Source organism: Pseudomonas libanensis (assembly GCF_001439685.1).
Classification (GTDB): domain Bacteria; phylum Pseudomonadota; class Gammaproteobacteria; order Pseudomonadales; family Pseudomonadaceae; genus Aquipseudomonas; species Aquipseudomonas libanensis.
This window is the reverse complement of the sequence record NZ_JYLH01000014.1, coordinates 188,513-195,941: the sequence shown is the minus strand read 5'-3', so window position 1 is coordinate 195,941 and position 7,429 is coordinate 188,513. Positions and strand designations below refer to the sequence as shown.

The window sequence follows — 7,429 nt, the reverse complement described above, 5'->3', positions numbered from 1 at the left end:
GGAAAGAGCGCACCGATTAGCTCGGTAGCAGCAATTTCCTTCAGCATTGCACGGCCTAAAGCTGTGGAAGCTTTGCTGCCTATGAAAATGACTTCTGAATTGAATCCAATAAGACAGTTGCTCCCACCTCGACCGCTTTCACCCGATCGAATGTGGGAGGGGGCTTGCTCCCGATGCAGGCGACTCGGTTTCAGGTAATGGGCGCTGGATTGAACAGGGTGATGTCGTTATGCAGCTTGTGACGCTCCGCCCACGTCTGCTTCCTGCCACTGGCCACATCCAGGTAGAAGTGGAACAACTCCCAGCCCAGTTCCTCGATACTCGCACGCCCGGTAGCAATGCGCCCGGCATCGATATCGATCAGGTCCGGCCAACGCTGGGCCAGCTCGGTACGGGTCGAAACCTTCACCACCGGTGCCATCGCCAACCCATAGGGCGTACCACGCCCGGTTGTGAACACATGCAGGTTCATCCCGGCCGCCAGTTGCAAGGTGCCGCACACAAAATCACTGGCCGGTGTAGCGCAGAAGATCAGCCCTTTGCCCTTGAAGCGCTCACCCGGGCCGAGCACGCCATTGATCGCGCTGCTGCCGGATTTGACGATGGAGCCCAAGGATTTCTCGACGATATTCGACAGTCCACCCTTCTTGTTCCCCGGTGTGGTATTGGCGCTGCGGTCCGCTTCGCCCTTGGCCAGGTAACGATCGTACCAGTCCATTTCCCTGACCAGTTCGCGGGCGACGTCCTCGTTTTGCGCGCGTGCCGTCAGCAGGTAGATCGCATCACGCACCTCCGTCACTTCGGAAAACATTACCGTCGCCCCGGCCCGCAGCAGCAGGTCAGAGGCATACCCCAGCGCCGGATTGGCGGTAATGCCGGAAAACGCATCACTGCCGCCGCACTGCATGCCCAGGATCAGCTCGCAGGCCGGTACGGTTTCCCGGCGGCGCTGGTCGAGTTTTTTCAAACGCACTTCGGCCAGTTCCATGATCTGCTCGATCATTTCGGTAAAACCGTGGCTGGAGTCCTGCAAGCGGTACAGCCATGGCTCGCTCAGGTCCACGGAGCTGTCGTTGTCGTGCATCACCTGCCCGGCCTGCAACTTCTCGCAGCCCAGGCTGATCACCAAGGCTTCGCCGCCCAGGTTCGGGTTACGCGCCAGGTTGCGCACCGTACGGATCGGGATATAGGCATCCGTCGCCGTGATCGCCACGCCGCAGCCGTAGCTGTGGGTCAGTGCCACTACGTCATCGACATGCGGGTATTTGGGCAGCAACTCATCCTTGATGCGCTTGACCGCATGGTCCAGCACACCGGTAACGCACTGCACGGTAGTGGTGATGCCGAGGATATTGCGCGTGCCCACCGTGCCATCGGCATTGCGATAGCCCTCGAAGGTAAACCCCTCAAGCGGTGCCTGGGTTTCAGGTACTTCGGTGGACAGCGGCAAGCTGTCCAGGGGTGGCGCGGTGGGCATGCGCAGCTGATCCTCCTGCACCCAACTGCCACGGGGTATTGGCGCCAAGGCATAACCGATGGTCTGGCCGTAGCGAATGATCCGGCCGCCCTCGGGGATATCTTCCAGGGTCACCTTGTGGCTCTGGGGAATAAAATCCACGGTGACCAGGCCGTCGGGAAATTCAGTGCCCGCCGGCACGCCCTGGTCGTTCACCACGATCACTACGTTGTCGCGCTCGTGCAAACGGATCGAGCGCGGCGAGTCGGCATGTTCAATCAACTGCATCACACGAACCTCAGGAATGCGCTTGGGAAAGGTTGGTCAACTCCGGGCCTTTGGTGGGCGGCTCCTTGAGCACCACGCGCTTGATCGGGCCGACAATCACCAGGTAGCTGAACACCGCCACCAGGGCGTTGGCGCCGACGAACACCAGGGCCCACTTGAACGAGCCGGTGGTGCTGATGATGTAGCCGATCACGATCGGCGTGGTGATGGAGGCCAGGTTACCGAAGGTGTTGAACAAGCCGCCACTGAGGCCGGCGATCTGTTTCGGCGAGGTGTCGGACACCACCGCCCAACCCAGTGCGCCAACGCCTTTACCGAAGAAGGCCAGCGCCATGAAGCCCACCACCATCCATTCAACATCGACGTAGTTACACGCAATGATACTGCTGGACACCAGCAGGCCCGCAATGATCGGTGCCTTGCGGGCAAAAGTCAGCGAGTGGCCCTTGCGCAGCAGGTAATCGGAAATCACCCCGCCGAGCACCCCGCCAATAAAGCCGCAGATCGCTGGCAACGAGGCAATGAAACCGGCCTTGAGAATGGTCATGCCACGGTCCTGCACCAGGTACACCGGGAACCAGGTGAGGAAGAAGTAGGTGATGCCATTGATGCAGTACTGGCCCAGGTACACACCGAGCATCATGCGGTTGGTCAGCAGTTGACGGATGTAATCCCACTTCGGCCCGTCGGTTTTCTTGCCCTTGCCTTTGTCCTGGTCCATGTCGACCATCGCGCCATTGGCGGCGATGTGATTGAACTCGGCCTCGTTGATCATCGGGTGCTGGCGCGGGCTGTGGATAACTTTCAGCCAGATCAGCGAGAACACGATGCCGATCACGCCCATCACGATAAACACATGCTGCCAGCCGAAGCGGTAGACGATCCAGCCCATCAACGGCGCGAACAACACTGTGGCGAAGTACTGCGCTGAATTGAAGATCGCCGATGCAGTGCCGCGTTCAGCCGTCGGAAACCACGCTGCAACGATACGGGCGTTGCCCGGAAACGAGGGTGCCTCGGCCAGGCCCACCATAAAGCGCAGCATAAACAGCGCAACCACGGCGGTGGAGACACCGAACTCACCGACATAGCCTTGCAGCACGGTAAACAAGGACCAGGTGAAAATGCTCAGGGCATAGACTTTTTTCGAACCGAAGCGATCGAGCAGCCAGCCGCCGGGGATTTGCCCGGCAACGTAGGCCCAACCGAAAGCGGAAAAGATATAACCGAGGGTGACCGCGTCGATGCCGAGGTCTTTTTGCAGGCTGGAACCGGCGATGGCGATGGTGGCCCGGTCGGCGTAGTTGATCGTGGTCACCAGGAACAGCATGAGCAGGATCAAATAGCGGACATGGGTCGGCTTGGTCGTTTGCATGTAGAAGTACTCCCACTAATTATTTTTTTTGCGGGTAATGATTTTCTGTTTTGCCGTGGGAACCACTCTATGTGGGAGCCGGGCTTGCCCGCGATGCAGGCACCTCGGTGTGTCAGCGAGACCGAGGTGATGCTATCGCAGGCAAGCCAGCTCCCACCTGGAGCCGGTGCCACGAGGCGCTGCGTGTTACGAACCGACGTAGCTGGTTTTCACCACGGTGTAGAACTCTTGCGCATAGCGACCTTGCTCACGCGAACCGTAGGATGAGCCCTTACGACCCCCGAACGGAACGTGGTAGTCCACACCCGCAGTCGGCAGGTTGACCATCACCATCCCGGCCTGGGAGTGGCGTTTGAAGTGGTTGGCGTACTTCAGCGACGTAGTGGCGATACCCGCCGACAGGCCGAATTCGGTGTCGTTGGCCATGGCCAGCGCCGCCTCGTAGTCCGCCACGCGTACCACGTTGGCCACCGGGCCGAAAATTTCTTCACGGCTGATACGCATGGCGGCTTCGCTGTCGGCAAACAGTGTCGGCGCCAGGTAATAGCCTTCGGTGTCGCAGGTCACCAGGCCACCGCCGCTCACCAGCCGCGCACCTTCGCTTTGGCCGATGTCGATGTATTTCAGGTCCTGGTCCAACTGGGCCTGGGAAACCACCGGGCCGATGTCGGTGCCGCTTTTCAGTGCGTGGCCGACCTTGATCGACTGCATGCGCTCGGCCATGGCCGCAACAAACTGGTCGTGAATACCCGCAGTGACAATCAAGCGGCTCGACGCGGTGCACCGCTGGCCGGTGGAGTAAAACGCGCTCTGTACCGACAGCTCGACAGCCTGCTTGAGGTCGGCGTCATCGAGGATAATCTGCGGGTTCTTGCCGCCCATTTCCAACTGCACCTTGGCCTGGCGCGATACACAGCTGACGGCGATCTGACGGCCCACGCCGACGGAGCCGGTGAAACTGATGCCATCGACTTTCGGGCTGTTGACCAACACATCACCGACCACACGGCCGCTGCCCATCACCAGGTTGAACACACCGGCCGGGAAACCGGCGCGGGAGATGATTTCCGCCAGGGCCCAAGCACAACCAGGCACCAGTTCGGCGGGCTTGATCACCACGCAGTTGCCGTAGGCCAGGGCCGGGGCGATCTTCCACGCGGGAATGGCAATCGGGAAGTTCCACGGGGTGATCAGGCCGACCACACCAAGGGCTTCACGAGTGACTTCAACGTTGACGCCCGGGCGTACCGACGGCACGTAGTCACCCGACAGGCGCAGGCACTCACCGGCGAAGAACTTGAAGATATTGCCGGCGCGGGTCACTTCGCCGATGGCCTCGGGCAGGGTCTTGCCCTCTTCACGGGCCAGCAGGGTGCCGAGCTCTTCACGACGAGCGAGGATTTCGCTGCCGACTTTGTCCAACGCATCGTGGCGCGCCTGGATACCGGAAGTCGACCAGGCCGGGAACGCCGCGCGGGCGGCGTCGATAGCCGCGTTGACTTGGGCCACATCCGCCTTGGCATAGTCGCCAATGACATCGGACACATCCGACGGGTTGATATTGGCGCAGTAATCGGCGCCGCTTACCCATTCGCCGTTGATGTAGTTCTCAAAACGCTTTGCTTGGGACACGAATCTTCTCCTGACGCAAAAGGCCGCTGATTGCTCAGCGGCCTTGTGGATAATTTACTGCGGGCCTTGCTTGTCGATCAGCGCGGCGAGGGCTTCGTACTCTTCCGGCAGCAGGTCGGTGAGCGGCGTGCGCACTGGCCCGGCGTCATAACCGACGATTTTCGCACCGGCCTTGACGATGCTCACTGCGTAACCGGCTTTACGGTTGCGGATGTCCAGGTACGGCAGGAAAAAGTCATCGATGATCTTGCCGACGGTGGCGTGATCTTCGCGGGCAATGGCGTGGTAGAAATCCATCGCGGTTTTCGGGATGAAGTTGAACACTGCCGAGGAGTACACCGGAACCCCCAGGGCCTTGTAGGCCGCAGCGTAAACCTCTGCAGTCGGCAGGCCGCCGAGGTAGCTGAAACGGTCGCCGAGGCGGCGGCGAATCGATACCATCAACTCGATATCACCCAGGCCATCCTTGTAGCCGATCAGGTTCGGGCAGCGCTCGGCCAGGCGCTCCAGCAGTGGCGCAGTCAGGCGGCAGACATTGCGGTTGTAGACCACTACGCCGATCTTGACCGACTTGCACACCGCTTCAACGTGGGCAGCCACCCCGTCCTGGCTGGCTTCGGTGAGGTAGTGCGGCAGCAGCAGCAAGCCTTTGGCGCCGAGGCGTTCGGCCTCTTGGGCGTACTCGATGGCCTGACGGGTCGCACCGCCCACACCGGCCAGGATCGGCACGCTGGTGGCGCAGGTATCAACGGCGGTTTTTACCACTTGGGAGTATTCGCTCGCGGCGAGGGAGAAAAACTCACCGGTGCCACCCGCTGCGAACAAGGCGGTGGCGCCATATGGGGCCAACCATTCCAGGCGCTTGATATAGCCCGCCTGGTGGAAATCACCCTGGGCAGTGAAATCGGTCACCGGGAAAGACAGCAGACCGTGGGAGAGGATGGACTTCAGTTCTTGTGGATTCATTATTCGAACACCCTGGGCGAAGACTTTCTAAAGAAAGGTTGTTGTAGGTTTTGATGATGTCGTACGTCATCGTACAACTATAAAAAGATTCGTCAACTCCAATTCATGGCTGTTCATCGCAAAGCCGGCACGCTTAACAATGCTTCTTGACGTAGGAAATTTCTCCTTTATGCTCAGAATGACTGTATGTATATACAGCAATCAAGGAAGATTCCTACGACATAGCAAGGAGCTAACATGTCAGGTCTAGAACTCGCTGCACCGCAAAAGCAAGCGCCTACCCTACGTTTCGAGGGGGGTGAGCACACCGCCATCGGTGATGAAACCCTTTTACGTTTCGCCAAGGACGCGCCGGCGATCCCCGCTCACCAAGTCGAACTGCACCTGCCCAACGGGCTCGCACTGACCTACGGTCAAGTCATTGCCCTGGGCGGCGATTTCTATGGCATTCCCGGCCAGGCCATCAGTGATGGCGCCTCCCCTGCCGAGCGCGTGCAACGTTTCACTGCCGCGTTCAATTCTCTGGCAGTGCTACCCGCCTCCCGGGAAGAAGCCCACCAGATCCTGGCGGTGATGCAAAAGGAGATCGCCGCGGTCAAGCAGGCGATCAAGGACGGCAAGCAGCCCCACGAAGCCTATGACGCCTTGGGTGATACGTTGTCAGAGGAGTGGAACCGCATCACCGGCGGTGGCAGTGCTGTTTCAGCCCTTATCCCCCTGGGGCGCTATCTGAAGCTGGCGGCGGACAACGCCGACCACTTCGGCGAGTGGGCCCTGTCGGCGTACCTGGCCGGCCACACGGCAGCGCTGCAACAGGCCGTCGCGGCCCATCAAACCGGCACCGATCAGGCCCTTGAGCTGGCTTATGCGATGAACAGCTTTGCTGATCATTTCTTGACTGACCTGTTTTCCGCCGGCCACCTGCGCGTACCGCGCAAGCAACTGGCAGCGGTAGTGACGCCGGGTGAACTGGGTTCGCTGATCAGCCGTTTCATGCACGATGAAGACAGCAAGTTCGGGCTCAAGGTGCGCAATGCCATGGGTGATCAATGGCATGCCTATGGGGATAAACGCTACTTCGATGACATCGACGCGGACAACCGCAAGCAGGTCAAACGCGCAGTGCAGGCTTCGGCTGATGAGATCTTCGAGACGTTCATCAGCGGCGTCGCGCCCTCTCCGGCCAGCTTCAAGGCACCGCTTTACGTACCCGACCTGAACGCGGCGCAGAACCCGGCGAATAACTTCTCGCCACTGTTCAAGATGGAGGGAGACAAAGTGCTGCGGCGCAAGGACGTCAATGACCTGAACGACAAGCACTGGACCAATGATTGGTGGGGGTGGAGTACGTACTTGTTGCTCAAGGACTACAAGCCCAATCAACCCGCCAGCTGATTAGACGCAGTACTCCAGATAAGGGAGATCAAATGTGGGAGCCGGCTTGCCTGCGAATGCAGTGATTCAGTGACAAGCTAAGTGACTGACACGCCGCCATCGCAGCATAGGTATCTACACAACTGCTTGCTCTTGCGCTGTTGCTGTTGCTCTGGCTTTTGATCTTGATCTCAGGCGCCCCGTCAAACACGCTGGCCGAACGCAGGCTTGAAGCCGCGGGTAACCCGGCAGGACGCCGGGTTAGCCGCCCCGCGCCATGGATGGCGCGTGGCGGCGGCCCACGGATTCAAGCCTGCGTTCGGGCACACCGAGCCTAA

Annotated in this window: 5 protein-coding genes; 1 reads left to right on the top strand and 4 read right to left on the bottom strand. The window is 60.0% G+C overall.

All coding sequences use genetic code 11. From position 1 onward, the window contains the following. Positions 1-190 precede the first annotated feature (190 nt). The 4 genes from garD to kdgD all read right to left on the bottom strand — a co-directional run bounded on the left by garD (position 191) and on the right by kdgD (position 5,717). A complete protein-coding gene (gene garD, locus TU73_RS21455; protein ID WP_057013892.1) occupies positions 191-1,744 on the bottom strand; it encodes a galactarate dehydratase in 1,554 nt (517 codons plus the stop codon). A 10-nt stretch (positions 1,745-1,754) separates the two neighbouring features. Next, complete coding sequence (locus TU73_RS21450) at positions 1,755-3,119, bottom strand: MFS transporter (RefSeq protein WP_057013891.1); 1,365 nt, start codon at positions 3,117-3,119, stop codon at positions 1,755-1,757. Between the two features lie 186 nt (positions 3,120-3,305). After that, positions 3,306-4,751 (bottom strand): aldehyde dehydrogenase family protein, encoded by a 1,446-nt coding sequence (locus TU73_RS21445; RefSeq protein ID WP_057013890.1) that lies wholly within the window; start codon positions 4,749-4,751, stop codon positions 3,306-3,308. Positions 4,752-4,805: 54 nt separating this feature from the next. Continuing rightward, entirely contained in the window at positions 4,806-5,717 is a 912-nt protein-coding gene (gene kdgD, locus TU73_RS21440; protein ID WP_043048557.1) for a 5-dehydro-4-deoxyglucarate dehydratase, read from the bottom strand. Positions 5,718-5,954: 237 nt separating this feature from the next. Between kdgD and TU73_RS21435 the strand changes: the two genes are divergently transcribed. Beyond that, positions 5,955-7,112, top strand: a complete 1,158-nt coding sequence (locus tag TU73_RS21435; protein ID WP_057013889.1) for a hypothetical protein — start codon at positions 5,955-5,957, stop codon at positions 7,110-7,112. The last annotated feature ends 317 nt before the right edge of the window (positions 7,113-7,429 follow it).